The organism is Lachnospira sp. CLA-JM-H23, assembly GCF_040096425.1.
Classification (GTDB): domain Bacteria; phylum Bacillota; class Clostridia; order Lachnospirales; family Lachnospiraceae; genus Lachnospira; species Lachnospira rogosae.
Genome location: NZ_JBBMET010000009.1, coordinates 78,134 through 103,940, shown reverse-complemented (window position 1 = coordinate 103,940; position 25,807 = coordinate 78,134). Strand labels below are relative to the sequence as shown.

Sequence of the window (25,807 nt, the reverse complement as noted above, 5' to 3'; positions counted from 1 at the left end):
ATGTATGGAATATGAAGAATAATTATTTTTACGCAATGCTGTCAAGAATGAAATATATCAACAGATGGGGGCTTATGAGAAATACACGCAATGAGAACTTGTCCGAGCATAGTCTTGAAGTTGCGTTTATTGCACATGCACTTGGTGTTATTAATAATGAAGTGTTCGGCGGGGATATTAATGCAGAACGTCTTGCGGTACTTGGAATGTATCATGACGTGACAGAGATAATTACAGGGGATATGCCAACGCCTGTTAAGTATTACAGTCCATATATAAGAAATGCGTATAAAGAAGTCGAGCAGGTGGCTAATGAGCAGATGTTATCAGGACTTCCAGAAGTTCTAAGGGCAAGATATGAAGGGCTTCTTTTAGAAACAGAAAATGAAGCAGGATTATGGGAGTATGTTAAAGCAGCTGACAGAATTTCAGCTTATATAAAGTGTATAGAGGAAAAGAAAATGGGGAATTGCGATTTTCTTGAGGCAGAAAAGACAATATATAATTCTATTAGGGATATGAAGATAAAAGAAGCTGATTATTATATGAAAGAATATATACCAGCATTTTTTAAGACTTTAGATGAGTCAAAATAGCTATGGTTTATAAATAATAGCGTTAATATTAAAAATCTATCTGTCAGATAGTGAAAAATAGTATAAAGAATGGAGTGATGATATGGGAAAATCCGTATATATAGCGGAAAAACCGAGTGTTGCACAGGAATTTGCCAAGGCACTGCATACGGATTTTAAAAGAAAAGATGGTTATCTTGAGGCGGATAATCATATAGTTACATGGTGTGTTGGACATCTTGTTACAATGAGTTATCCGGATGCCTATGATGAGAAATTGAAAAGGTGGAGTTTTGATACACTTCCATTTATTCCGCAGACTTTTAAATATGAAGTTATTCCAGCTGTTCAGAAGCAGTTTGATATAGTAAAAGGCATTTTAAACAGAGCTGATGTTGATACAATATATGTATGTACTGATTCGGGACGTGAGGGAGAATATATATACAGGCTTGTAAGGCAGGAAGCCAAGGTAAAGGACAAGCAGGAAAGGCGGGTATGGATTGATTCCCAGACAGAAGAAGAGATTCTTAAAGGTATTAATACCGCTAAAGATATATCAGAATATGATAATCTAAGTGATGCTGCATACTTAAGAGCAAAAGAAGATTATCTTATGGGTATCAATTTTTCGAGGGTTCTTACATTAAAATATGGAAGAAATATTGCCAATTATCTTCATCTTGACAGGGCAGTTGTGTCTGTTGGGCGTGTTATGACCTGTGTTCTGGGAATGGTTGTAAGAAGGGAAAGAGAGATAAGAAGCTTTGTCAAGACACCATTCTACAGGGTTATTGGAACAGCGGATATTAATGATCATACATTTGATGCCGAGTGGAGAGTGTGTGAGGCAAGCAGATATTATAATACACCATATCTATATAAGGATAATGGGTTTAAGGATAAGGATAAAGCAAGGGAGCTTGTGGATATTTTATCAGAACCACTCCCTGCAGAGGGCGTTGTAAAGGAAGCTTCAAGGAAAAAGGAAACAAAAAATCCTCCGTTATTGTATAATCTTGCAGAAATACAGAACGAATGTAGTAAATTATTCAAGATAAGTCCTGACCAGACACTTAATATAATTCAGGAGTTATATGAAAAAAAGCTTGTTACATATCCAAGAACAGATGCGAGAGTGCTATCAACTGCTGTCTGTAAGGAAATATACAAGAATATAGGAGGCCTAAGAAATTATGCACCAGCCAGAGAGTATGCACAGCAGATATTAGATAGTAATATGTACAAAGGAATTGAGAAGACGAGGTATTGCAATGATAAAGCAATAACTGACCATTATGCCATTATTCCTACAGGACAGGGATTTGGAAGTTTATCATCGTTATCATCAACTGCACAGAAGACATATGAGATAATTGTCAGAAGATTTCTGAGCATATTCTATCCAGCGGCTATATACCAGAAGGTGAGCATTACCTCAGTTGTAAAAGATGAACAGCTTTATGCTACATTTAAAGTGCTTGTAGACGAGGGCTACCTTAAGGTTGCGAAGAATTCATTCGGAAAGAATAAGATGGCAGATACAGATAAAAATCAGGATGAGCAGGAAAATGCAGATACATCACTGATAGAAAGTCTTAAAAGCTTAAAAAAGGGTTCGCCGATATCATTTAAGGAATTTAATATAAAGGAAGGTGAAACATCGCCACCTAAGCGTTACAATTCGGGTTCAATTATTCTTGCTATGGAAAATGCAGGGCAGTTAATAGAAGATGAAGAATTGAGGGCACAGATAAAGGGTAGTGGAATTGGTACGAGTGCAACAAGAGCAGAGATACTTAAAAAGCTTAACTCCAACCAATACATTTTTACTAATACCAAGACCCAGATAATAACACCTACCCTGCTTGGTGAAATAATATATGATGTTGTCGATAATTCTATTAAGCAGTTGTTAAATCCTGAACTTACAGCAAGCTGGGAAAAGGGGCTTACATATGTTGCTGAGGGAAGTATAACCGCCGACGAATATATGCAGAAGCTGTCAGGCTTTGTTGGAAGAAGAACATTAGCGGTTAAAGACCTGCGTAATCAGGCACAGCTTGTTACGTTATTTAATGAGACCGCAAAAAATTATAAATAAGGAGGAAAGTTATGAACGAACAGATTACAATCAAAGAGTTGTTTAGTCTTGATAAGACTATAGCCGCAGGAATATTTGAAGGTGCTGTGTATCCTTGGGAGGTATTATCAAAGATTGGTGATTATATTGTTGGACTTGGTAATTCACTTCCACAAAAGGAATATTATAAGAGAGGTGATAACATATGGATACATAAGGAAGCAACAGTATTTGACTCGGCGTATATAGCAGGTCCTGCTATTATATGCAAAGGTGCAGAAGTAAGGCATTGTGCATTTATAAGAGGAAAGGCTGTTGTAGGAGAAAATGCAGTCGTTGGTAATTCAACAGAGTTAAAAAATGTCATATTGTTCGATAATGTGCAGGTTCCTCATTATAATTACGTGGGAGATTCAATATTAGGCTATAAGGCACATATGGGTGCAGGTTCAATTACATCTAATGTAAAGTCTGACAAGAAGCTTATTACAATAAAAGGACCAGATGGAAATATAGACACTGGAATTAAGAAAATAGGAGCATTTCTTGGTGATAATGTTGAGATAGGATGTGGCAGTGTACTTAATCCAGGTACTATAATTGGAAGGAATAGTAATATATATCCGCTTTCAAGTGTCAGAGGTTGTATTAAATCGGGTTCAATCTATAAAAATAGGGCTGAAGTGGTTGAAAAATATTAAGAGTATATGTTATTATGTCCAAAGTATAAATGTGAACACAATGTGAACATTTATAAAATAATAAAAAAATAAGGTGAGGTAAAGATATGAAAGCTTTTAAGGGAATTGGTTCTCAATTGGTATTATCGTTTGCCGTTGCAGTATGCGTTGCAATAATTCTTGTATCGCTTGGTTCTATCAGGATAACTAAGACATCGATAAATGCAAACACAGAAGTGACAAGTGAGCAGACATTGGATAATGTTCAAGAGGGATTTACAACATATTTAAAGACTCTGTCACAGCCAGTCGACCTTCTTACACGTAAGAATGAGATTAAGCATTTGGAAGATCAGGGGGAGCTTGATGATAATGTTAAGGCAATAAAAGATTCATTAGTTGCATCTGTTAAGGTAACTAATGGAGCAGAACTTGCTTTCTTTACAACTAAAACAGGTTTAAGAGTTGATGGATGGGCAGAGATTAACCCAGAGACAGGTAAGACAGCTAATAAGGGAGGTCTTACAAGAGGTGTTAACGATACAAGCAAGAGCTGGTATCAGAACTGTATAGGCTCTAAGGCAAGAAATACTATATATTCACAGTTCTCAGATCCATATGTAGATTCATCATCAGGAAAGACTATATTCACAGTTTCACAGGAAATTAAATATACAGATGGTGCTAACTATGGTGCCGTAGGGCTTAATATTGATTTCGCAGAAGTTGAGGATTATGTAAAAAATATAGGACTTCTTAATACAGGATATGTAATACTTGTTAATAAAGATGGAAAGATTCTTGTAGATAATGATAAGAATACTAATGTCCAGGATAATGTAACATCGCTTGAGTGCTGGAATACAATTAAGAATCTTTCGGAAGACCAGTATGACACAACATTTTCTTTTGATGAAAAGATTAATGGGGAGTCAGTACATATTGTAACTTCAAAGGATGCTGTTACAGGCTGGACACTTATGGGATTTATCAGTGAATCAGAGACACAGGCAGTTGTTAATAAGATTGCACAGACAACAATTGAACTTGCTATTATTGCACTTATAATTGGTATTGTTATAGCTTTAATTATAACAAGAGCGGTTACTAAGGAACTTAAGACACTTAATAATGCTATGAATATGATGGCTAATGGTAAGCTTACATATAGAATTAATGTAAAGAGCAAGAATGAGCTTGGTCAGGCAGAGGCTAACTACAATGTTATGGCAGACCAGATATCATCACTTATTAAGGGTGTTGAAGAAAAGTCTGGTGTACTTATAACTGCTTCACAGAAGATTTCAAATGTAAGTGAATCAACAACAGAGACAGTGAATCAGGTATCAGAGGCTATCCAGAGCGTATCAATCGGAGCTTCAGGACAGGCAGAGAGTACACAGAAGGCAACTTCTGAGGTTGAATTACTTGCTTCTAAGCTTCACGAAACAAAGGCTTATGTAAGTGATATTAATGATATGTCAGTTGAAACTAAGCAGCTTAGTGATCAGGGTCTTACAATTGTTGATGATCTTATTGAAAAGGGCGAAAAGTCAAAGGATAATTCAAGATTTTCTAAGAACGTAGTTAATGAGATGATTGAAAGTATCAATAAGATTAATTTCATATCAGATGCTATTACTGAGATCACAGAACAGACTAACTTGCTTTCTCTTAATGCAAGTATTGAAGCTGCAAGAGCAGGTGAGAGTGGAAGAGGTTTTGCAGTAGTTGCTGACGAGATCAGAAAGCTTGCAGAACAGTCACAGTCATCTACAGATGAGATTAAGCAGATTGTTAAGGAAATAAGTGCTAAATCAGTAGTTGCAGAAAAGACTATGGACGAAAGCGTTGATATAATTGATGAACAGAATAAGTCAATTAATGATGCCAAAGAATTATTTGGACATATATCAGATGCTGTCAATGCATTAAAGGAAGGTCTTGATAATATAGCCTCTCTTAATGAGCAGATGGATGCAAGCCGTGAAAATGTTGTTAAGAGTATGGAAGACGTAGCTTCTGTATCTACAGAAACAGCAGCTGCTTCAGAAGAAGTATCTGCATCGGCAGAAGAAGTTAATGCAACTATGCATACACTTAACCAGTTTACAGTTGAACTTGATGAAATTGCTACTCATTTAACAGAAGCAATTAACAGATTTGAGCTTTAATTACATTTTCCGATAAATTTTGATATTTTTTACACAATCATAATTGACTTACGCAGTATGATGTGAGAAAATAATGCAAGGATAAAGGGGTTCGGTTATGTCCGGATCCCTTATATAACGAAAGGAGTAATAAGATGATTTATACACAGGAAGTTGAAAACATGTGTCCAGTAGCACAGGGCGTTCATCATGGCGCTGCTCCAGTTCCTACAGAAGGAAAGTGGGTACAGAATAAGGAAGTTAAGAATATTTCAGGTTTTACACATGGTGTTGGCTGGTGTGCTCCTCAGCAGGGTGCATGTAAGCTTACATTAAATGTTAAGGAAGGTATTATTCAGGAAGCTTTAGTTGAAACAATCGGATGTTCAGGTATGACACATTCAGCAGCTATGGCCGCTGAAATCTTACCAGGCTTAACAGTTATGGAAGCTTTAAATACAGACTTAGTATGTGATGCTATTAATACAGCTATGAGAGAATTATTCTTACAGATTGTATATGGCAGAACACAGAGTGCTTTCTCAGAAGGCGGTTTAGCAGTTGGTGCTGGTCTTGAGGATCTTGGTAAGGGACTTCGTTCACAGGTTGGTACTATGTATGGTACTCTTGCAAAGGGACCACGTTACTTAGAGATGGCAGAGGGATATGTAACAGGTATCGCTCTTGATAAGGATGATCAGATTATTGGTTATAAGTTCGTTAACCTTGGTAAGATGACAGACTTCATTAAGAAGGGTGATGATCCTAACACAGCATATGAGAAGGCAGCTGGACAGTATGGCCGTGTTGCTGATGCAGTTAAGATTATTGATCCTAGAACAGATGAAGAGGTTAAGTAAGGAGGACGAATATAATGGCATTATTTGAATCATATGAGAGAAGAATTGACCAGATCAACGCTGTGCTTAACAGCTATGGTATCTCATCTATAGAAGAAGCTGAGAAGATTACTAAAGATGCTGGTTTAGACGTATATAACATGGTAAAGGGCATTCAGCCTATCTGCTTCGAGAACGCTTGCTGGGCTTATATTGTCGGTGCAGCTATCGCAATCAAGAAGGGTGCTAGAAAGGCTTCAGAAGCTGCTGCAGCTATCGGTGAAGGTCTTCAGGCATTCTGTATTCCGGGTTCAGTTGCTGACCAGAGAAAGGTTGGTCTTGGACATGGTAATCTTGGTAAGATGCTTCTTGAAGAAGATACAGAGTGTTTCGCTTTCTTAGCTGGTCACGAATCATTCGCTGCTGCTGAAGGTGCTATTGGTATCGCAGAGAAGGCTAACAAGGTTAGACAGAAACCACTTAGAGTTATTCTTAATGGTCTTGGTAAGGATGCTGCTAAGATTATCTCAAGAATTAACGGATTCACATTCGTTGAGACAGAGATGGATTATGCTACAGGCGAAATTAAGGAAATCGAAAGAATTGCATATTCTGACGGACTTCGTTCTAAGGTTAACTGCTATGGTGCTAACGATGTAACAGAAGGTGTTGCAATTATGTGGAAGGAGAATGTTGATATCTCTATCACAGGTAACTCAACTAACCCTACAAGATTCCAGCACCCAGTTGCAGGTACATACAAGAAAGAAAGACTTGAAGCTGGCAAGAAGTACTTCTCAGTAGCTTCAGGTGGTGGTACAGGTCGTACACTTCATCCAGATAATATGGCAGCAGGTCCTGCTTCTTATGGTATGACAGATACTATGGGACGTATGCACTCAGATGCACAGTTCGCTGGTTCATCTTCAGTTCCTGCCCATGTAGAAATGATGGGTCTTATCGGTATGGGTAACAACCCAATGGTTGGTGCTACAGTTGCTGTTGCTGTTTCTGTACAGCAGGCTGCTGATGAAGGTAAGTTCTAATTAATCTAATATAGAATAAGCGTTAAACCGCTGTAATCACTGGGATTGCGGCGGTTTTTGCATTATATACGATTAAAATAAATATATTCTGAAAATGTATAAAATAACGTGAATTTATAGACGTAACTAACAAGTAACTAACAGGTAACTAACAGACGTAACTAACACATAACTAACAAAAAACAGACTGCAGTATGTGATAATCAGCAGTCTGTTTTGATATTATATTATGGATTAGGAAGGTCGATTTTAATAAGTTCTTCACGAAGTTGATCTACAGTTCTGTGGGTATATACAGCTTCTGTAACATCTTCTATAACGTGGCCAACGATTATCTTTAATACATATTCGTTCATATTAGCTGCTTTAGCAGCATTGATAAATGTATGTCTTGTATCATGTGGTTTATGCTTCAGGTTAAGCTTCATCATAACTTTATTAAAGCGACCACGATATTTGTCATAAGTAAGATACGTACCTTGTTGTCCATTTTGATCATTAAACAGATAAGCACTATGCATTTGTATGGCTTTATCATAATTCTGTTTAACAAGCTTCTGGATGGCTGGATGAATAGGTATAGTACGATTACGGCCAGCATCAGTTTTCAGACCGCCGGTGAAGGACCAGTTATCTAAATCTATATCAGCTATCTTAAGAATAGCCAGCTCCTGAGGCCTCCAACCGCTGTATATGCCTATTAAAACCATATCAGTGAATGGATATGTTATGTTATCCCACAGCTTCATTATCTCCTCATCAGAGAATGGTACACGCTTTATTTTGGTTTCTCCACGTGATACACTTTCACAAAGGGCTGCATAATCTTTATCAACGATATCATTTTTCAGACAATATCGATACATAAGATTATATAAGCTTTTCATACGTTGTTTGGTAGCTTCACCAACATTAGCATTATGTATTGTTCCTTCAAGATGATTAGCCCGGATATCTTTCATACGCATCTTGTGAAGCGGTTTGGAATGATTAAAAGCACTTATCCAACTTCTTACACCACTTTGAGATATTTTTAAAAAATGTTCAGAGCTCCATTTGTCGTATACTTCTTCAAATGTTATGTTATTGATTTCTATATCATATGGATTTTCATTGTAATTAATAAGAGCAGTAAGAGCTTCCTGTCTTGTGGGAAAATATCCAATAGTCATGTAGAGCTGTTTGGTTTTTCCAGTTTTTTCATCAATATCCCAGCCTTTTGTTTTACGAGCAACCCATGGTTTACGTCTTCTTCCAGATAGCTTATATACGCTACCCATTCCATTAGCTAATTTCATATTATCATTCCTTTCGTTAATCGAAGTTGCACCGGTGTAACTTATTAATTGGTTAAATTAGAGTATAAAAATAACACCTACTTGCAAAAGTGGTGTCAGGAATGATATAATACAGCTTGTTCAGGGCGGTATTATATCATAGGCACAGCTAACTTATGTAAGTATCGTGGTAAAGGCTCTTGTGTTGGTAGCACAAGGGTTTTTATTAACATTATTAAATGTAGAAAAAAGTTATATTTTATCGACTAAAAAGTTGTAAAAAAAGTGAAAAAAAATTGACATTCAACAACCATAATGTTATTATTTGATTGTGGTTCACGTTATGGAATTTAATGCTATAATAGGGTTTACCTAACGGCCAAAAATTCTTGTGAATTGATTAGTTGTAAAGAACATATTTAAATGTTCGTATATATTTTATGAGTTTAGCTAGTGATGTTTTTGGTGTGTACCAAAAAAGGTTCACTAGCTATTCTTCTTTTAATTGAGATTGATAATTTTCCCAATAATCTAGACACATTACACATCGTTTGAAGTAAGTGTTATCTTTAAGTAGTTCAGGTGTTGATTTCAAAAACATATCTTTGCAAAGAGTACGCATAGTATTAATATCAAGTAAATCTATATTGGCTAATATTAAAGCAGGAACTTTCTTAATGTCTTCTTGTTCTTCAATGCCAGCCTTAAGTTAATTAAAATTAGTATAGTGTGGCAATTTGCTAATTGTTTTCTTTACAGATGTGCCAAGTATTAAATCAATTGTGCTGTGCTTATCTACATATACTTTTAAGTGAGAATCTGGTATTAATGTGTAATTTGCTTTTTTAATATATTTATATACAGGCATAAGCAGATTGCAAGGTATAGATTTGAATCGCACAGTACACATTTCTTTAGCAGAAAAATTTTTGTTATCATAAATAATATCCTCAAATATAAGTGCAGTATCAACTAGACCATATCCGTATTTGTTTAGAATGTTATCTCGGTATCCGACAGCAATAGCTAATGGTTTTGAAGATAAATCCATATTATCAAGGTCATCTAATCCAACAATTATTGATTCTGCATTAGCTGAATCAAGGTTTTCATCAACAATTTTTCGAACAATGCGCTTAGTGTCACGAATTCTAATTGGAGATATTCCAGGAACAACTTTGTTAAGTGTACTAAATACTTTTAGATAATTATCTGTTTGTATTTCAGTAACGGGTATTTTTTGCCCGTTAGGAAGAATAATAGTATTTTTGGTTTCAATTAATTTACGTTCCCCTTTTTTAAATGATATAAATACAAAATGTTCGTCAATATTGTCTAGTTGTTCATTTGTAAGACAAGATAAGAAATCTGCTACAATGTTACGAATATTTTCATCGGTGAAAGAATATCCTAAAAATACTATTGGTGACTCAGAAAATAGAGTAAGCATTTTAGCAATAACTAGCTTTCTTGAATCAGTAAATTCTTTATAGTCTTTTTCAGTAATAATGATAGAATCGGCATCAGTGACACATCCATGTATTTTATAAATTTCTGCTGAATTATAACTGTCAGCGGAAAATAATTCATACTGGTGTCTGAAAACAGTGTAATCATTATTAAAAATCTCCTTTTCCAGAAATTGATCATAATTAGTGGTTATGACAGCAGAAACTTTATTTTTTAGGTTTTGGAATAATTCTTTTTCTTTGTTAAGATAATTCGCTGATTTTAATGTTCTTCTTGAGCATTATGGAATAGGATATGTTAGATATAAGCTTGTAAATGGAGACAAGGAATGCCCTCTGGATACAGTGCCTGAGCTTGCAGGGCTTTCAGATGTAGTATGGAATGACAATTTTATTATGGCAGTTCCTATGATGTTTTATAAATCAGCCAGATATAAAGGAAGAGGCAAGAGCATATTTGATGCCAAAATAGATAATTTTGATGCACTAGATGAGACTTGGTCACAGTGGATGGATGCCTTAAGGAAAAACAGAACAAAGGAATACATTCCAGAAAATATGCTCCCAAGAAATCCGTACACAGGAAAGGTTTTAAAGCCCAATGCCTTTGATAATGCTTATATAAGTACAGAGGCAAGTATGAAAGAGGGACAAACTAATAAAATAGACCTAGTACAGGGGAATATTCCCCACGAAAGCTACCTTGCAACATATATAACAGCATTAGATCTCTGTTTACAAGGTATTATGAGTCCATCAACGCTGGGTATAGATGTTAAGAAGCTGGATAATGCGGAAGCACAGAGAGAAAAGGAAAAAGCAACATTATATAGCAGAAATAACATTGTAGGACAGTTGCAGAAGGTGCTTCCAAAGCTTGTAGATATAGTATTTAAGGCTATGGATACATTTCATAAGACACCAATTAAGGATATAGATATTGATGTGACATTTGGCGAGTATGCGAATCCTAGTTTTGAGAGCCAGGTTGAGACAGTCAGCAAGGCTAAGCAGGGCGGTATTATGAGCATAGAGGCATCTGTTGATGAGCTGTATGGAGATACCAAGGATGATGAATGGAAGCAGGAAGAGATTGCAAGGCTTAAGGCTGAACAGGGTATATCTGATATGGAAGAGCCGGCACTTAATATGCAGGCAGATGACTTCACAGTTGATGGCGCTGATAACAGTTTCACAGGTTTTGATAACAAGTGAGGTAACTTATGGCACTTAACACAGATTATGACATAGAGAAAGCCTTTAGAGCTATAGAAGATGAGCTGATAGCTTCAATGATACGGAATCTTGACGGCCACAGGGCAGAAGAGACTAAAGAGGGATTTAACTGGACACAATGGCAGGTGGAACAGATAAAGGCGTTGGAGAGATATAAGGCTGAAAACAAAAAGAAGTTTAAAAAGTCATTCAGTAATATCAATGATTCGATAGATGCAATGATATACGCTGCCAGGCAGGCAGGCGGTACAGAGCAGGAACAGAAGATATTAAGGGCAATTAAAAAAGGGCTTAAAGCATCCAAAGTGTCACAGGGCACTGAGGGTGCTTTTTTTAAATTAAATACCAGGAAGTTAGATGCACTTATAAAAGCCACAAAGGCGGATTTTACTAGAGCTGAACATTCTATGTTAAGAATGTCGGAGGATAAATACCGGCAGATAATATTCAATGCTCAGGTGTATGCGAATACGGGTGCAGGAACATATGAGAAAGCAGTTGATATGGCTACAAGAGATTTTCTTAAAGCTGGTATTAACTGTATTGAATATGCGAATGGCAGCAGGCATACAGTAAAAGATTATGCCAGAATGGCTATTCAGACAGCCAGCAAGCGTGCATATCTAACTGGAGAGGGAGAAATGAGACAGTCTTGGGGAATTAGTACAGTTATTATGAATAAGCGTGCTAATGCCTGTCCTAAGTGCCTTCCATTTGTTGGAAAGGTGCTGATAGATGATGTGTGGAGTGGAGGTGATGCAAGTGATGGTAATTATCCGTTAATGTCTTCGGCAATAGCAGCGGGTCTTTACCATCCTTGACGACCTAATTGCAAAGACGTACATACAACATATTTCCCTGAGCTGGATGAAGAGCCAGACAGTAAGTTTACCAAGGAAGAGTTAGAAAAGGTCAATGAAGATTACAAGCAGGATCAGAAGCAGCAATATGCAGGCAGGATGGTTGAGAAGTTTGACAGGTTGGCTAAGTACTCATTAGACCCGGATAATCAGAAAATGTATGCGGCTAGAAAGGAACAGTGGGAGCAAAGTATATTATTTAATGGTAGTTCTGAAAAACATATTGAGGAATTACATAAGAATGATATAATGAATTTATCAGATAAAGAATTACAAGCAGTTACACAATATAAGAGCTTTGAAGCATATATTATAAATGATGTTTTAAGAAATGCAAATGATTTATCAAATTTAAAATCAGAACATAAACAACTTGTAAACAATTTAGATGCAGCACTGTCAAAAATATCAAAATTCAATGGGGATTTAATAAGAACTGTTGATTTTTCTGACAGGAAGGATGAGCAAGATAGAATTAAAGAATTTGTAAGTGAATATGTTGAAGGAACAATAATAACAATTAAACAATACTGGAGTACATCAAAGACAGAAGGATATAATGATTTAGCAAAAATAAAAATTTATATACAAAATACAAAAAATGGGCGAGATATAAGTTCTATTGGCTTAAATGAAAATGAAGTCCTTTATGAGCGAAATAGTAAATTTAAAGTTATTTCAAAAATATTAGTCGGGGAGATTTGGCATATTCTTTTAGAGGAGGCGGATTAAATGAAGTTAACAGCAAGAGAATGGCTTTTACTACCAGAAGCAGAGCAAATGCAAAGAGGAAAAGAACTTTCTCCAGAAGAATGTTTTAAACTTAGGATGGAACTTAGTGAAGTTAATTTTACGGAGGAGGAAAAACAAAAATTAACAAAAGAAGAACGTGAGAGATTTATAAATCCACCGAAGAGAACTGATGAGGAAATAGAAAAAAATAATAGAACAACATTTAAAGTTTTACAGAATTGGAAAATTTTACCTAAAGATATAACATTTGAAGAATGGATAAAAGCAGGTAAACCTCTTAATTATTAATATAGGTGTATTTATATATCAAGTGACGCACTTGGTATAAATGAATATAATGTGGGTAAGATAAGTGATTATGCAGAAATTAAGTATTTACGAGAAAGATATGATAAAGTTGAAGCAGAATATATTACGTTAATAAAAAGAAATGGAGGTAAATTATGCCAGTAAAATATCCAGAAGCCACAGCTGGCTCAATGAATATATGAATGTAGATGAACTTATAGAGCACGGCGCCCTCATCTGGGAAGCTCATTGGAATAATGATGGAAAGATATGTGAAGATAAATTTGCTATATCACAGGAAAGCAGTGATTATTATCTTAATGATGGGACAAGGGTAGATTTTGACATTATGCGTGATGACGTCTTTGACAGACTTATAAAAGCAAATGAATATGATCACAGAGATGACATTGATGGCAATGATAATTCAATCTCAGATAATAATGCTGAAACTGATGTAGTTGATACAGAGCAGTTACAGTATCAGATTGGAGATTGCGTTGAGTATAATACAATATATGCTTCATCAACATCAGAATCCGGACTTACACCATCAGAGGGATTTAATAGTGGAACAATTACAAGGGTTATTCCTTGGGCGGTCAATCCTTACTTAATAAATAATGGAACAGGTTGGGTCAACGATTGCTGTATTATATCAAGCGACAATTCAAATGATGAAGGCTGCGATAATGCAGATATAAAAGTTGGTGATAAAGTAAGAGTTATTCTTAATGTCGATTATGACACTGACCGAGCATTTAACCTTTACTATGATGAATATGATGTTATTCAGATTAATGGTGATCGTGCAGTAATTGGTATTGGTAATACAGTAACAAGTGCAATTAATATCCGTAACATTGAAAGAGTTTAATATTATAATGTGATAAGAATTCTATAAAATAAGGTAGAAACTCCTACTCATCCATTTCTGTTTCTATCAGTTCCCTGCTGGCATATAAAAACACACGCATTATGCGCATAAAATATTGACATTATGCGTATAATGTGTATAATATAATTATAGATAAGATACCAAGGAAGGAGATGAGTTGATGACTGTCAGAGAGCTTGATAAGCTTATAAGAAATGACGGTTGGTATCTCGTTAAGCAAGTTGGTTCGCATATGCAGTATAAGCATCCAACTAAAGCAGGAAAAGTAACGATACCTAACCATAGAGGAGATGTCGATATACGAACGGCTAACTCAGTACTTAAGCAGGCAGGACTTAAATAGTCCTGCACAGCTTATAATAATGGTTAGAGAATATAGATTATAGAAAGAAGGTTGTTAATTATGAAACTAGTATATCCAGCAGTTTTTACACCTTGTATAGAAAAAGAAGGTTACACAGTAGAAGTTCCAGACCTTCCAGGATGTGTTACAGAAGGAAAAGACTTAGTAGATGCTATTGAAATGGGAGTAGATGCGGCTAGTGGTTGGGTACTAGGTGAATTAGAAGAAGGAAATAATATTCCAGCTCCATCATTACGGAAGGAAAATATAAAACTTGAAGACCCAGAAAGCTTTGTAAGTATGCTTGTATTAGATATGGATGCTTATGCTGAAAAGTATGGTGATAAAACAGTAAGAAAAAATATAACCATACCAGCTTGGTTAAACACATATGGAGAAAAGAATAATATTAATTTTTCACGTGTTCTTCAAGATGCACTTTTAAAAAGAGCAAGTAACTAAATATGTGAAAAACAGTGTACAATAATACAAGAATTAGTGTGTAAGTAACAGGTAACTTACAAATAGGGCTTTAACCCTGATAAATAGCGGGTTCACAGTTTCTGTACAGCAGGCTGCTGATGAAGGTAAGTTCTAATAGAAAGCTAGCATTTATGCTGTTTAGAGAGCTTTTAGAGAAATCTAAAGGCTCTCTTTTTGATATTCATTGTGGGATGTGGACATCGATAAATGATTAAATGTCCACATCTTTTTTATTAAATAAATGTCTTGTCTTGCTAATGAAAATGTAGTATATTAACAATAGTTTCTTGAACGACAACTAAATATTTTAGCGTGATAAGCAGCTTATAATGGAATGTGTGCTGCTTTTATCACATTGATGGAGGAATTGTTATGAAGAGTATATATTTGCTTAAAGAAGATTTTAAAGATTTTCCAATCGGAGAGTTTCCATATGATAAGAATCATTCGGCAATGGGAGAGTATCATTTTGTGCAATATCCAGGGTATTATGGAAAATGGTATGACCCAGTGTGTAATTACAGATATAACGGACAGGGTGCTTCATGGGTTATTACGGAGTATTGTGGGAAGCATTATATGGAGCAGATGAGACTTCATAATACAGAGCCACATAGAACTTTTCCGACACTTGAAACAGGGGACAGATTTTGGAAAGATTATGATATAGAGGCAAGTGTCAGAATGTTTAACACTAAATGGGGAAATGCCGGTATTGGTTTCTGTGCACAGAATTCGCTTAATATGCTTGTATTTATGTTTGAGGATAAGCAGGTAAAGCTTGTTTACCGCCATAAAGAAAATGTTGAAGAGCTTGAAAGTAAAGCATTTGATTATAATAGTGACGATACATATATATTAAATGTAAGTGTTAACGGCAGTCATGTTGAGTGCTATGTTAATGGCACTAAATATATAGATATTGATACAGTTTATGCTGTACAGGGGGGAAAGGCAGCAATTACGGCTACTATACCAGCGGCATTTGGCTACATTAATGTCAATGTAGATGAAAAGACAGATGAAAGAATTAAAGCTAAGAGGGAAGAATACAGTAATAAATGCACAGAAGCACAGAGCAGATATCCAAAGATGAAGCTTGTTAAGAAGATAGACCTTAAAGGCTGTGGAACAGGAAGACAGGTGCGTTTTGGACACCTGCTTGGTAATGGAGAGTATCAGATGGTGCTTGCCCAGTGTCAGAAAAGAGTCAACAGAGATGCATATGGAACTATAAGCTGTCTTACAGCTATGGATTTGGATGGTAATATATTATGGCAGTATGGTGAACCTACAGATAATATGGAGATAGGAAATATATCTGCTGATATGCCAATGCAGATATATGATATTGATGGTGATGGATACGATGAGGTTATAACTGCCAAGAATTTCGAGGTGCTTATACTTGACGGAAAGACAGGAAATGTTAAGAAAAGAGCAAAGACACCATTATCGACAATGGAAGAAGATGGCACAATTATAGGTGTTCCTGATGGAGAATATGCATTTGACAGAATTAACCCTGATGGAATGAGGATATGCAATTTCAGAGGACTTGATAAGCCAGGGGATATTCTTATTAAGGACAGATATTGCAGGGTATATGCGTTAAATGATGACCTTGAAGTTATGTGGCATTTTCAGAGTGATAAGAATACAGGACATTTTCCATTTGCAATTGACATTAATGGTGATGGCTATGATGAACTGCTGGTTGGATATAATATGCTTGATTGTAATGGAAAGAAAATGTGGACTATGCCGTTTAAGGTAGACCACATTGATGAAATTGTACCAGGAAGATTTGAAACAGGTCCTAATAAAGGGAAAAAATTCTTTGCGTGTGTTGCAGGTACACAAGGTTTTATTCTTTGTGACTTTGAAGGTAATATTTTAAAACAGGACGGAATTGGACACGCACAGAGAGTGAGTCTTGCTAATTACTGTCCGGATAAAGAAGGATATGAGATGGCTGTAGTTAATTTCTGGGGACATCAGGGCATTATATATTTCTACGACAGTGAAGGCAATGATATGTGGGAAATGGAGAATGAGCTTAATGGTAATCTTCTTACACCGGTTAACTGGACAGGTGATGGACAGGATTTCATACTTCTTAATGCAGATGTTAAGAGAGGTGGAATGATAGATGGTAATGGAATACAGGTTGTAAAGTTCCCTGATGACGGACACCCAACTCTTTGCACGGAGGCGGTTAATCTTTTAGGTGATGCAAGAGATGAAATTGTAACGTGGGATTATAATTATATGTATATATACACGCAGGATGATGAGCCGATGGAAAATGCTTACAAGCCATATAAGTATCCGGACTACAATGCTTCCAATTACAGAGGTGAGTATTCATATAGGGAATTATTCTGGTAGAAAGATGATAAATAAACAAGACATCATATATTGATTATAATAGTTGATAGAATATTAACGATGTAAGGGTTAAAAGGAATTTTAACCCTTATTGTGGTGTTTGGATTGCTACATTGCTATGCAATCCGAACAATCCGCTAACACCCCAGACTTCAATAAAAACATATTCTACGACTTTTTATTCCGGAATATTGCATATATTTAATAATATGTTATAATACTAAAAGAATATATAATTATTTAATATTGGGGAGGTCGATATAAGTGCTTGCAACAAAGATTGTGAGTGAGGATGGTATAAGTTATAATCTTACACCACTGGGATATGTAGTGCTGATAGCAGTAGTCATTGTTATGCTGGCTGTTGGTTTTATAGTAAAGGATAAGAAGACACACAGCGTAAAGAGGCTTGTGACATCAGCTATGGCTATTGCACTCGCTACACTAACTTCGTTTATTACTATATTTAAGATGCCTATGGGAGGTTCAGTAACACTTTTTAGTATGCTGTTTATCGTGCTTATAGGATACTGGTATGGAATAAGTGCAGGTATGACAGCTTCAATAGCGTATGGAGTATTACAGCTTATTGTTAATCCATATATTATCAGTCTGCCACAGATGTTTCTTGACTATATCTTTGCATTTGGTGCATTAGGATTATCAGGAATATTTGCTAATTCCAGGAATGGGTTGGTTAAAGGTTATATAGCAGGAATTGCTGGAAGATTCTTCTTCTCATTCTTATCAGGCTGGATATTCTTTGCGGTGTATACACCGGAATTCTTTAATAGTGCTGTATTATATTCGTTAGCATATAATGCGGCATATATAGGTGCAGAAGGAATTATTACAATAATTGTAATTATGCTTCCACCGGTAAAGAAAGCTATTTTATATGTTAAACAGACAAGCAATGAATAGCCTTTTTATAGTAATGGTATGTTTATATTAAGGAGATGTTGTAATCGTGAATAATGAACTTACTCCAAGTGATATCAAGAAAATGGAAGATGAGATCGAATACAGGGTTCACATTGTGAGGAAAAAAGCTCTTGATGATGTTAAAGAAGCAAGGGCACAGGGCGATTTGAGTGAGAATTTTGAGTATTATGCCGCCAAGAAGTTCAAAAATCAGAATGAGAGCAGAATAAGATATCTTCAGCGAATGATTAAGACAGCAACGGTAATATCAGAAGAGTCGGCAGATGATGAGGCTGGTGTTAATAATACAGTTGAAGTTAAATATGAGGACGATGGTTCTACAGAGAAGATTAAGCTTGTGACAACGGTAAGAGGTGACTCTCTTGAAGGACTTATAAGTATTGAATCGCCTCTTGGCAAGGCAATACTTGGACACAAGGCTGGAGATAGGGTAGAAGTGGTCGTCAACAGTAATATAAGCTATTGGATTGAGATTTTATCTATTGAGAACACAGATGATTCAGGGGATAAGATTATGAGCTTCTAAGAAAGGTGGATAATCATTAGCAGAACAGATATACATTTAAGTGAAGCACAGAATAGAGCAATACATTTTAAAGATGGACCTGCACTTGTTATTGCAGGTCCGGGTTCGGGAAAGACCACAGTTATAGTTAACAGAGTATATAACCTTATTATTAAGCATAATATCAAGCCGTCATCAATACTGGTTATAACTTTTACCAAAGCGGCGGCGGTGTCTATGAAAGAAAGGTTTATGTCTTTAGAAGGAAGTCTTAATGTGCCAGTTACATTTGGTACATTTCATGCGGTGTTTTTTACGATACTGCGTCACGCATATAATTATTCAGTTAATTCCATTATTACGAGAGATTTACAATATAATTTTATCAGGGACAAGCTTATAAGCTTTGAACTTGAATATTCAGATGAAAATGAAATGGTAAACAGCATTTTATCACAGATAAGCAAGGTAAAGAATGATTGTCTTAATATAGATGAGTATATCAGTACAGCCTGTCCCGACGAAACATTCAGGATAATATATAAAGAATATGGGAAAATGCTTATATCAAGAAGGCTTATAGATTATGATGATATGGTAGTTCTGTGCAATGAGCTTCTTACACAGAGGGCTGATTATAAAGCTGCGTGGCAGGATAAATACAAGTATATTCTTATTGATGAATTTCAGGATATTAATAAAATGCAGTTTGACACAATTAAATTGATTGCAGGGGAAAGTGCGAATATATTTGCTGTTGGAGATGATGATCAGAGTATATATGGATTTAGAGGCTCTAAGCCTGATATTATGCTTGCATTTAAAGAGTATTATAGTAATGCAGAAATAATAAATCTGAATGTCAATTACAGGTGTACTGATAATATTGTTAAAGCAGCACGAAGCCTTATTGGTAATAATTCTCTACGCTATTACAAAAATATCAAATCAGCAGGTATTGTAGGAGAATGTATACAGGTACAGGGAGCAAAAGATATACATAGTCTTAAGAAAATGCTTTCGGATAATATAAAGAAGCTGATAGAAGATGGCATTGAACCATCAGATATTGCTGTTATATCAAGAACCAACAGTATTAATGGTATATATTATTCCAGACTTATTGATGATGGAATTCCCTGCATTTCGGAGAAGAAACAGGAGAATATATATGATTACTGGGCTGTTAAGGATATGCTTGCATATATTAAGGTGTCAAAGGGAAAATGTAAAAGAGAGGATATCTTAAGGATTGTCAATAAACCATTAAGATATATAAAAAGGACATTTATAAAAGAACCTTTTAGTTATGAACAGCTAAGAGCTTCTTATGAGAATAATGCTGAAATGATAAATATAATCAATGATTGGCAGTTTGATATGAATATAATTAAAAATATGTCGCCATATGCGGCGGTTAATTATATAATTAAAGGTATTGGTTATGAAGAATATTATAAGGAATATATATTAACGCATAGGATTAACGGGACAGAAGCTTACGATAAGATTGAAGAATTCAAAGAAATGGCAAAGCAGTTTGACACAATAGATAACTGGCTGGAATATATTAATAACAATAATATAAGTATGAATAATTCTAAAAATGCAGTATTAGTTGAGAATATAAAGGCTTCTAAAAATTCTTATCCGCAAGATAACGATAATGCAGTACATTTTCATACAATGCATAGTTGTAAAGGACTTGAGTACAAAGTGGTATTTATTATGGACGTGGTTGAGGGGATAATTCCTTATAATAAAGCTGTGCTTGATTATGAGATAGAAGAGGAGAGAAGGCTTATGTATGTTGCGATGACAAGGGCAAAAGAAAAGTTGTATCTGTTATATGCTAAAAGCAGATATAACAAGGATACAACCATTTCAAGATTTGTTACTGAGATAGATGACCATTATGTTGATTATTCGTTCTCAGAGTCTTCCTGTTCGTAGAGTTCTTCATATTCCATAGCATCAAGTTCTTCGTCAAATGCATCTGATACGATTTCATATTCTTCATCAGAGTCGATATTTTCAAGAACTGGCTCGTTGTTGCTGTCAAGAGAAAATCTGTATAAGTATACTTCACTTTCTTCTTCATCAATATCTGCAATAGGTAAAAGTGCAATATAGTTCTTATCTCCTGCTGGGAAAGTACGGATTATTGCACACTCTAACTCAGTGCCATCATCTAATGATAATGTTACTGTTGAATATTCAGAGTTGTTATTAAAATCTTTATTATCTGACATAAGTGCCTCCATTAAATATAGTCATTAACATACAATAAGAACTTTACCATATAAGTAGTATAAAAAGCAAACATTATAAAAGAAAAATTAAGAAGACACACGAAAAAAAGTTAAGAAAAATAATAAAGAACTATAAAAAAACATAAAATTAGGGGTTGTCAATTTATAAAAAAAGGTGTATATTACATATAAATTAATATGTTAAGTCAAAGGGGACAATTCAGGCATACAAGGCTCGGGTTGTCTCTTTTTTGATGTTAAGAAAGCAATGCCACAGATTAATGGAGGACAACTATGGACAAAATTGATAAGAAATTAATTACATTACTTCAGAATAATGCGAGAATGCCACTTAAGGCATTGGCTGAAAATGTGTTTTTATCATCACCAGCAGTTTCAGCAAGAATAGAAAGACTTGAGAAAGAAGAAATAATAGAAGGCTATGGGGTTAAGATTAACCAGATTAAATTAGGCTATCATATAACAGCATTTATTAATCTTGAGGTTGCACCTGTACAGAAGCCGGAGTTCTATCCATTTATCAAAACCTGCCCTAATGTAGTTGAATGTAACTGTGTTACAGGTAATTATTCAATGCTTCTTAAGGTTGTATTTCCAAGTACAATGGAGCTTGATACATTTATCGGACAGTTACAGAAGTTCGGAAGGACAAGTACACAGATAGTATTCTCAACTCCTGTTGCACCAAGAGGAATTGATGTTAATCAGGAGCTTCCGGGAGAAGAACCACAGGCATAAGTATAATAAAATTTGGTAAAATTCTATGTGAGAAAGCCGCAGGTGTTATTGATACATCTGTGGTTTTTTGGTACTATATTAATATGTGAAATGAGGTAAGGCACAGAATATATAATTAAAGAAAAGGCGGGGTAATTAAATGCAGATAACAGACATATTAGATAATGTTTCAAAGGTTATAGTCGGTAAAGAGGAAGTTACAAAAAAAGTAATTACAAGCATACTTGCAGGTGGACATATTCTTTTGGAAGATGTTCCGGGTATGGGTAAGACAATGCTTGCCAAGACATTAGCAAAAAGTATTGACTGCGATTTTGGAAGAGTGCAGTTCACACCGGATCTGCTTCCATCAGATATAACAGGAATACATATATATAACCAGAAGAGTGAAGATTTTGTATTAAAGAAAGGACCTGTATTTGCGAATATCATTCTTGCTGATGAAATTAACAGGGCTACACCAAGAACACAGTCAGCATTGCTTGAGTGTATGGAAGAACATCAGGTTACTATAGATGGTGATACATTACAGTTAGATGAACCATTTATTGTAATAGCCACAGAGAATCCAATAGAAACAGCAGGAACATATCCGCTTCCAGAAGCACAGCTTGACAGATTTCTTATGAAGCTTGAAATGGGATATCCGGATAAGGAAGAGGAGATTACAATACTTAACCGTTTTCTTAAGGATAATCCAATAGAAGATATTTCTAATGTATGTTCCAAAGAAGATATTAAAGCTATGAAGAATGAGGTTAAAAATATATATATTCATCCTTCGCTTATAGAATATATTGTAAAGCTTGCAGAAGTTACACGTAATATGGGAAGTGTTGCAATAGGAATAAGCCCAAGAGGTTCAATAGCTATGGTTAATGCAGCAAGAGCATACGCTTATGTTAATGGACGTAATTATGTTGTTCCATCAGATATTAAAGAGCTTGCTTTATGCGTATGGGGACACAGACTTGTATTTAATACAGGAATAGTTGTTAAGGAGAACAGGGAACAGGCAATAAATGAGGCATTATCACAGGTAGAGGTGCCTACTGAAGAATGGAGCAATAGATGAATATAATATTAATGCTTATAGGTGTTGTTATTGTATACAACATATTGAGGGTTGCCTACAGGGATAACTGGAGCAGGAATTTATCGGTTGATGTTACATTTTCCAGCAATACAGCTACAAAAGGTGATACTATCAAGATGGTGGAGACAGTAACTAATGCTAAGAGAATGCCACTGCCTTGTGTTAATATTAAATTCAGCATAGACAAGAATCTGGTGTTTGGGCAGGAGGACAATAATTCCAGAATTACAGATAAGACTTACCGCAACGATGTATTTTCACTTCTTTCTAACCAGAGGGTAACACGAAAGATAGATGTATTGTGTGCCAGAAGGGGTGTATATAGATTAGAGGCCATTGAAACTGTATTTGCAGGTGCTTTTATGAACGATATTATGATTAATAATAAAAATGTTAATCATATGATTACAGTATATCCCAAGCCAGAAAATGTTAATAATCTTTTACAGGTCAATAACAGTATTTTAGGTGAGCTTGAAAGAAGAAAATATCTGTTAGAGGATAAGTTCGTATTTGCAGGAATAAGAGATTACCAGTCTTATGACAGCATAAGGGATGTTAATTGGAATGCCAGTGCAAGAACGGGAAAGCTTATGGTTAATCAGTATAATGAAACAGTGAGCCGTAATGTATGTATCCTGCTTAATCTTGAAAGCGAGGGCGTTCTTATGCAGGAAGATGTTATTGAACAGGCAATATCAATAGCGGCAGGTCTGGCCCAGCTTCTTATAGGAAAGGGCATCAATGTATCTGTAACATCTAATGGCTGTGATATTGATACTAAGGAGCAGACAGTGATAGAGGCTGGAAGCGGACTGTCACATTTTGGACGTATCAACACGGCATTTGCAAGAATAGATCTGAAGCTTCCTATGCAGGAATTCAGCATTATTCTTGATAATATGCAGGAATACAATAATAAGAACCAAAGGCAGGATTCGGTGTATGTTCTTATATCAGCTAACAAGCACGGAAAATTAAAGCTTTCAGCAGAAAGACTTATGTCTAAACAACAGAATAAAATATGGATTGTTCCGTGTGTTGTATCAGGCAATGGAAGCCTGTATCTGGAAAAGCTTGATTAGAATGTATAAGCAGTGTGGGAATGGAGAGTAAGATGCAGATAAGACATCTAAGAAATAGTAAAATCATAACGGAAATACTTATATTGTGTGTTGCGTACATATCAATGGCGGCGGGAGTGTATATAGGAATTGCCGGTAATGACACATCTAAGGCATATTATAGCCTTATTGTAATAATTCCAGCTATAGTTACATATTTTTCAAGAAAATATATTAAAAGTTATCCATTATTTATGGTGATTAATCTTGTGTTCGTTGTTATAGCGGCATTGCTTGCGGACACAGATCTGGAGTTTGCAGGTTATGTGATATGCGCAGCGGCAATATCTGGACACTCAATAAGGTTAAAGAATCTATATGTAAACAAGAAGCAATATGAGCGAGTTCAGGAAAATATATATGATGAAACTGGTAAGAGCAAGGATGATATGCTGATTGCTGTTAATGCGAGTGAGAAGCTTCATATAGCATATGGAATATTTATGATAGGCTTTTATATATTAGGAGGTATTGAAGGTAATTCTGTGCTTATGGAAATACAGGCATTTTTATTTGTTATGTTTGTATTATGCCAGTTCGTATATAATCAGGTAAGCAGGCTGTATGAGGTGTTCGTATTTAATGAAGGTAAATCAGAATTCCCGGCCAGAAGAATTATGGGAATTAATGTGCTTATAATGATTGTGTTCGGACTGCTTCTGGTATTTGGCATGCTTATATTCTATCACGGAAGATATGGCAATATATTCTCTATGATTGGAATGGCATTGCTTGCAATTATTAAATGGATATTAAAACTGTTATTAATGCTCCGCGGAGATGATGATACAGTAATGGACGATTATATAGAAGAAACGACAACTTCCCCTGAACCAGTAGAGGATGAGATGGATGTTATGGTTAATAATGCGGCTGGTAATGCTCTTATGGAGGTGGTTGCAATATTCCTTATAATCGGAGTGATTATATTAATAATAGTGACAATAGTCAGATATGCTTCCAGGTTCAGAAAGTCATTAGATAATGATAAAGATGAAGTGGAATATATTAATAATGACGAGGAAAAGGAATATAAAGTAAAGAAAAGTGTTAAGGTTAAGGATACTAAAGATAAAGCCAATATACGGTACAGAAAGCTTTATAAGAAATATGCCAAGTCCAAAAAGGTTGTCACAAAGTCTAAGTTGGCAGGTGCAAAGGTTGATTCGCATATGATGCCGGAAGAGATTACGAGCAAACTGATAACTGATGATGAAGCAAAAGCACGAAGAATAACAGATGACTATGAGAAAGCGAGATATTCTAATGGTGAAGTATCAGAGGAAGATATAAGTTTTCTTAAGAACTTCAAATGATTTTAATACATAGCTCAAATATATAGCTGGACCTAATATTGCATTTAATACTGCAATGTATAATCGGATTTAATATTGCAATACATAATTGAAAATTCTATTGACATTTTAAATTATATGCGTTATCATTTCAATAATTGATAATAAGTAAATGCAATGAAGAGGAATATTAGATAAGGACCAGCTTCAGAGAACTGTCGGAAGGTGCGAGACAGTGAAAGGAACTTATTGAACTCACCTTGGAGCTGCTACCCGAAATTATATCAGCAGGATATAAGAGTAGACGTAGACGGAAGCCAACCGTTATAGTGGACAGAATATAATGCAATATGCACGTATTCGGTGAGAGCGCAATTATTAATTGCGAATAAGAGTGGTAACGCGTGAGATTATATCTTTCGTCTCTTAGAGGTTAAGGCCTTTGGAGATGAAAGAT

The 25,807-nt window shown here is 35.4% G+C and carries 24 protein-coding genes and 1 other annotated feature; of the genes, 21 read left to right on the top strand and 3 right to left on the bottom strand.

Features of this window, described 5'->3' with window-relative positions:
- Positions 1–11: 11 nt before the first annotated feature.
- The 6 genes from yfbR to WMO42_RS11895 all read left to right on the top strand — a co-directional run bounded on the left by yfbR (position 12) and on the right by WMO42_RS11895 (position 7,376).
- On the top strand, positions 12–596 hold the full coding sequence (yfbR, locus tag WMO42_RS11920; protein ID WP_055306078.1) for a 5'-deoxynucleotidase: 585 nt from the start codon (positions 12–14) through the stop codon (positions 594–596).
- Positions 597–678: 82 nt separating this feature from the next.
- Positions 679–2,679 (top strand): DNA topoisomerase, encoded by a 2,001-nt coding sequence (locus WMO42_RS11915; protein WP_349192358.1) that lies wholly within the window; start codon positions 679–681, stop codon positions 2,677–2,679.
- Positions 2,680–2,690: 11 nt separating this feature from the next.
- Positions 2,691–3,359 (top strand): UDP-N-acetylglucosamine pyrophosphorylase, encoded by a 669-nt coding sequence (locus WMO42_RS11910; protein WP_055174211.1) that lies wholly within the window; start codon positions 2,691–2,693, stop codon positions 3,357–3,359.
- Between the two features lie 86 nt (positions 3,360–3,445).
- Positions 3,446–5,512, top strand: a complete 2,067-nt coding sequence (locus WMO42_RS11905; protein WP_055307182.1) for a methyl-accepting chemotaxis protein — start codon at positions 3,446–3,448, stop codon at positions 5,510–5,512.
- A gap of 134 nt (positions 5,513–5,646) precedes the next feature.
- Positions 5,647–6,351, top strand: a complete 705-nt coding sequence (locus WMO42_RS11900; RefSeq protein WP_022203704.1) for a hypothetical protein — start codon at positions 5,647–5,649, stop codon at positions 6,349–6,351.
- A 14-nt stretch (positions 6,352–6,365) separates the two neighbouring features.
- Positions 6,366–7,376, top strand: a complete 1,011-nt coding sequence (locus WMO42_RS11895) for a GGGtGRT protein (protein ID WP_349192356.1) — start codon at positions 6,366–6,368, stop codon at positions 7,374–7,376.
- 227 nt (positions 7,377–7,603) lie between these two features.
- Here WMO42_RS11895 and WMO42_RS11890 read toward each other — a convergent pair whose 3' ends face one another.
- Together WMO42_RS11890 and WMO42_RS11885 are read right to left on the bottom strand one after the other, a co-directional pair.
- Positions 7,604–8,674: a tyrosine-type recombinase/integrase gene (locus WMO42_RS11890; protein ID WP_349153236.1), complete on the bottom strand. Its 1,071-nt coding sequence runs from the start codon at positions 8,672–8,674 to the stop codon at positions 7,604–7,606.
- Positions 8,675–9,362: 688 nt separating this feature from the next.
- On the bottom strand, positions 9,363–10,316 hold the full coding sequence (locus WMO42_RS11885) for an SIR2 family protein (RefSeq protein WP_349192393.1): 954 nt from the start codon (positions 10,314–10,316) through the stop codon (positions 9,363–9,365).
- Positions 10,317–10,467: 151 nt separating this feature from the next.
- Here WMO42_RS11885 and WMO42_RS11880 point away from each other — a divergent pair, with 151 nt between their 5' ends.
- The 11 genes from WMO42_RS11880 to WMO42_RS11830 all read left to right on the top strand — a co-directional run bounded on the left by WMO42_RS11880 (position 10,468) and on the right by WMO42_RS11830 (position 20,777).
- Positions 10,468–11,337, top strand: a complete 870-nt coding sequence (locus WMO42_RS11880) for a hypothetical protein (protein WP_349192354.1) — start codon at positions 10,468–10,470, stop codon at positions 11,335–11,337.
- An 8-nt stretch (positions 11,338–11,345) separates the two neighbouring features.
- Positions 11,346–12,179 (top strand): phage minor capsid protein, encoded by an 834-nt coding sequence (locus WMO42_RS11875; protein WP_349192353.1) that lies wholly within the window; start codon positions 11,346–11,348, stop codon positions 12,177–12,179.
- A 138-nt stretch (positions 12,180–12,317) separates the two neighbouring features.
- A complete protein-coding gene (locus WMO42_RS11870; RefSeq protein WP_349192351.1) occupies positions 12,318–12,950 on the top strand; it encodes an ADP-ribosyltransferase in 633 nt (210 codons plus the stop codon).
- A complete protein-coding gene (locus tag WMO42_RS11865; protein ID WP_055307171.1) occupies positions 12,951–13,259 on the top strand; it encodes a hypothetical protein in 309 nt (102 codons plus the stop codon).
- A gap of 199 nt (positions 13,260–13,458) precedes the next feature.
- Complete coding sequence (locus WMO42_RS11860) at positions 13,459–14,136, top strand: hypothetical protein (protein ID WP_349153232.1); 678 nt, start codon at positions 13,459–13,461, stop codon at positions 14,134–14,136.
- A gap of 181 nt (positions 14,137–14,317) precedes the next feature.
- Positions 14,318–14,500 carry a type II toxin-antitoxin system HicA family toxin gene (locus tag WMO42_RS11855; protein ID WP_349153231.1) on the top strand — a complete coding sequence of 61 codons (183 nt, stop codon included), beginning with the start codon at positions 14,318–14,320 and terminating at the stop codon, positions 14,498–14,500.
- Between the two features lie 60 nt (positions 14,501–14,560).
- Positions 14,561–14,962 (top strand): type II toxin-antitoxin system HicB family antitoxin, encoded by a 402-nt coding sequence (locus tag WMO42_RS11850; protein WP_349153230.1) that lies wholly within the window; start codon positions 14,561–14,563, stop codon positions 14,960–14,962.
- A 393-nt stretch (positions 14,963–15,355) separates the two neighbouring features.
- A complete protein-coding gene (locus tag WMO42_RS11845) occupies positions 15,356–17,374 on the top strand; it encodes a hypothetical protein (protein ID WP_349192350.1) in 2,019 nt (672 codons plus the stop codon).
- 264 nt (positions 17,375–17,638) lie between these two features.
- Positions 17,639–18,298 (top strand): energy-coupled thiamine transporter ThiT, encoded by a 660-nt coding sequence (locus WMO42_RS11840; RefSeq protein ID WP_055174241.1) that lies wholly within the window; start codon positions 17,639–17,641, stop codon positions 18,296–18,298.
- 46 nt (positions 18,299–18,344) lie between these two features.
- A complete protein-coding gene (greA, locus tag WMO42_RS11835; RefSeq protein ID WP_055174242.1) occupies positions 18,345–18,845 on the top strand; it encodes a transcription elongation factor GreA in 501 nt (166 codons plus the stop codon).
- 9 nt (positions 18,846–18,854) lie between these two features.
- Positions 18,855–20,777, top strand: a complete 1,923-nt coding sequence (locus WMO42_RS11830) for an ATP-dependent helicase (protein WP_349192392.1) — start codon at positions 18,855–18,857, stop codon at positions 20,775–20,777.
- Here the strand turns inward: WMO42_RS11830 and WMO42_RS11825 are convergent.
- Positions 20,747–21,076 carry a DUF1292 domain-containing protein gene (locus WMO42_RS11825; protein WP_055174244.1) on the bottom strand — a complete coding sequence of 110 codons (330 nt, stop codon included), beginning with the start codon at positions 21,074–21,076 and terminating at the stop codon, positions 20,747–20,749. The two genes, WMO42_RS11830 and WMO42_RS11825, sit on opposite strands and share 31 nt — an antisense overlap.
- A gap of 294 nt (positions 21,077–21,370) precedes the next feature.
- Between WMO42_RS11825 and WMO42_RS11820 the strand changes: the two genes are divergently transcribed.
- The 4 genes from WMO42_RS11820 to WMO42_RS11805 all read left to right on the top strand — a co-directional run bounded on the left by WMO42_RS11820 (position 21,371) and on the right by WMO42_RS11805 (position 25,371).
- Positions 21,371–21,835: an Lrp/AsnC family transcriptional regulator gene (locus WMO42_RS11820; RefSeq protein WP_055174245.1), complete on the top strand. Its 465-nt coding sequence runs from the start codon at positions 21,371–21,373 to the stop codon at positions 21,833–21,835.
- Positions 21,836–21,974: 139 nt separating this feature from the next.
- Entirely contained in the window at positions 21,975–22,910 is a 936-nt protein-coding gene (locus WMO42_RS11815; protein ID WP_022502100.1) for a MoxR family ATPase, read from the top strand.
- Complete coding sequence (locus WMO42_RS11810) at positions 22,907–24,016, top strand: DUF58 domain-containing protein (protein ID WP_090139765.1); 1,110 nt, start codon at positions 22,907–22,909, stop codon at positions 24,014–24,016. The genes WMO42_RS11815 and WMO42_RS11810 overlap by 4 nt, the downstream gene beginning before the upstream one ends.
- 32 nt (positions 24,017–24,048) lie before the next feature.
- Positions 24,049–25,371, top strand: coding sequence for a hypothetical protein (locus WMO42_RS11805; protein WP_055174248.1), 1,323 nt, complete (start codon positions 24,049–24,051; stop codon positions 25,369–25,371).
- Between the two features lie 147 nt (positions 25,372–25,518).
- Positions 25,519–25,780 (top strand) — a binding site (T-box leader).
- Positions 25,781–25,807: the final 27 nt, after the last annotated feature.

Excerpts from the sequence above, each read along its gene's own strand:
- WMO42_RS11875 (WP_349192353.1), top strand. The coding sequence starts at position 11,346 with ATGGCACTTAACACAGATTATGACATAGAGAAAGCCTTTAGAGCTATA.
- WMO42_RS11810 (WP_090139765.1), top strand. The coding sequence starts at position 22,907 with ATGAATATAATATTAATGCTTATAGGTGTTGTTATTGTATACAACATA.
- WMO42_RS11870 (WP_349192351.1), top strand. The coding sequence starts at position 12,318 with ATGGTTGAGAAGTTTGACAGGTTGGCTAAGTACTCATTAGACCCGGAT.
- WMO42_RS11865 (WP_055307171.1), top strand. The coding sequence starts at position 12,951 with ATGAAGTTAACAGCAAGAGAATGGCTTTTACTACCAGAAGCAGAGCAA.
- WMO42_RS11860 (WP_349153232.1), top strand. The coding sequence starts at position 13,459 with ATGAATGTAGATGAACTTATAGAGCACGGCGCCCTCATCTGGGAAGCT.
- WMO42_RS11910 (WP_055174211.1), top strand. The coding sequence starts at position 2,691 with ATGAACGAACAGATTACAATCAAAGAGTTGTTTAGTCTTGATAAGACT.
- WMO42_RS11855 (WP_349153231.1), top strand. The coding sequence starts at position 14,318 with ATGACTGTCAGAGAGCTTGATAAGCTTATAAGAAATGACGGTTGGTAT.
- WMO42_RS11890 (WP_349153236.1), bottom strand. The coding sequence starts at position 8,674 with ATGAAATTAGCTAATGGAATGGGTAGCGTATATAAGCTATCTGGAAGA.
- WMO42_RS11900 (WP_022203704.1), top strand. The coding sequence starts at position 5,647 with ATGATTTATACACAGGAAGTTGAAAACATGTGTCCAGTAGCACAGGGC.
- WMO42_RS11895 (WP_349192356.1), top strand. The coding sequence starts at position 6,366 with ATGGCATTATTTGAATCATATGAGAGAAGAATTGACCAGATCAACGCT.
- WMO42_RS11905 (WP_055307182.1), top strand. The coding sequence starts at position 3,446 with ATGAAAGCTTTTAAGGGAATTGGTTCTCAATTGGTATTATCGTTTGCC.
- WMO42_RS11805 (WP_055174248.1), top strand. The coding sequence starts at position 24,049 with ATGCAGATAAGACATCTAAGAAATAGTAAAATCATAACGGAAATACTT.
- WMO42_RS11820 (WP_055174245.1), top strand. The coding sequence starts at position 21,371 with ATGGACAAAATTGATAAGAAATTAATTACATTACTTCAGAATAATGCG.
- WMO42_RS11825 (WP_055174244.1), bottom strand. The coding sequence starts at position 21,076 with ATGTCAGATAATAAAGATTTTAATAACAACTCTGAATATTCAACAGTA.
- yfbR (WP_055306078.1), top strand. The coding sequence starts at position 12 with ATGAAGAATAATTATTTTTACGCAATGCTGTCAAGAATGAAATATATC.
- WMO42_RS11915 (WP_349192358.1), top strand. The coding sequence starts at position 679 with ATGGGAAAATCCGTATATATAGCGGAAAAACCGAGTGTTGCACAGGAA.
- WMO42_RS11815 (WP_022502100.1), top strand. The coding sequence starts at position 21,975 with ATGCAGATAACAGACATATTAGATAATGTTTCAAAGGTTATAGTCGGT.
- WMO42_RS11845 (WP_349192350.1), top strand. The coding sequence starts at position 15,356 with ATGAAGAGTATATATTTGCTTAAAGAAGATTTTAAAGATTTTCCAATC.
- WMO42_RS11850 (WP_349153230.1), top strand. The coding sequence starts at position 14,561 with ATGAAACTAGTATATCCAGCAGTTTTTACACCTTGTATAGAAAAAGAA.